This window comes from Nocardia sp. JMUB6875 (assembly GCF_041154655.1).
In the GTDB taxonomy this organism is placed as follows: domain Bacteria; phylum Actinomycetota; class Actinomycetes; order Mycobacteriales; family Mycobacteriaceae; genus Nocardia.
In genome coordinates, this window is sequence record NZ_BAAFGR010000390.1 from 1 (window position 1) to 1,451 (window position 1,451).

The window sequence follows — 1,451 nt, forward strand, 5'->3', positions numbered from 1 at the left end:
CCCAAGGCCCTGCCCACCCCCATGGTCCCGCGTCACCTGCTGCTCGACGGTGACGGCACGATCTTGACCCGATGGGAACGCGCGCACACCCGAGGCTGAAACCGCGTGCCGGACCTGGCAGGCTGTAGCGCATGCGCTGGACTCGGGCCGCTCTGCTGGCGTCGACACTGTCGGTATTGGTGACCACCGCCTGCGGGGCGGGGCCGTCCAACCGGCCCGCGGTCGCCGTGGAGAAACCGCATCAGGCCGGCGCCGTCACCACCACCGCGCCCGACGCCGCCCCGCCCGCGCCCGAGGTCCCCAAGACCGAACTGGCCTGGAAGGACTGCACCGCACCGACGTTCAGCCTGCTCTCGCTCGGCGCGCCGCCGCAGGGGCTGGTGCTGGAATGCGCCGAGTACACCACGCAGGTGGATGTGGCCGGGAACGTGGCGGGCAACTTCCGCAACGCGGCCATGCGGGCGCGGTACGACCGGACGCCCAAGGACGCCGCGCCGCTCATTCTCACCTCCGGATCGGATCGGTCCTCGACGGCCACCCTGGCCGGGCTGGCGGCCGGGAACGCGAGCGCGCTGCTGGCGGCGCGGCCCATCATCGCGGTGGATCGGCGCGGGATCGGCAGCTCCCAGCCGGTGACCTGCATGACCGACCCGCAGCGCAAGATCATCGCCGATCAGGGCCAATTCACCCGGGGCGCAACCGATCCCGTCGATGCCATGAGCACCGCCGGGCGCAATGCCACCGTCGCCTGCCTGGACTTCCTGGCGCCCGCGCAGGCCACCTTCGACGCGCCGCACGCCGCCGACGACATCGAGCAGTTGCGCAAGCAGCTGGGGGTGGAGCACATCGCGCTGCTGGGCACCGGGACCGGGGCGAATGTGGCGTTGAACTACGCGCGCAAGTACGGGCAGCAGCATCTCGGGCGGCTGGTGCTGGATTCGCCGCAGGCCGTCGGGCTCGACGCCAACGGGCGGGCCGAGCAGAAGGTGAAGGGGCAGGAGGCCGCGCTCACCGCGTTCGCGCAGCGGTGCGCCTCGCTGAACTGCTCGCTGGGCGCCGATCCGCGCGCGGCCGTCATCGACCTCGTGAACCGCGCCGGGGCCGGGCAATTCGGCGATCTCTCGGCGTCGGCGCTGGTCACCACGCTCAGCGGCTTCCTGGGTGACTCACGCACCCAAGGCAATCAGCAGGTCACCGATTTCGCCGACGCGCTGGCCGCCCTCGGCCGCGGCGACCGCGGCCCGCTCACCAACTACACCCTGCGCGCCGCCTCCTCGGTCGCCACCGACGGCGAATTCGTCAACCGCTGCAGCGACAACCACGAACCCTCCACCCCCGACAAGGCCAAGGCCCTCGAAACCGCCTGGGCCACCCAATATCCGGTCTTCGGCAAGGTGGCCGCCATCGACCGGATGGCCTGCTCCGCCTGGCCCGCCGCCTCCCTCATGCCC

At 72.0% G+C, this 1,451-nt stretch carries 1 protein-coding gene; it reads left to right on the forward strand.

The window, feature by feature from the left end:
• Positions 1-131: 131 nt before the first annotated feature.
• Positions 132-1,451, forward strand: a 1,320-nt coding sequence (locus tag ACAM49_RS40160; RefSeq protein WP_369640736.1) for an alpha/beta fold hydrolase, incomplete at its 3' end; no start/stop codon positions are given.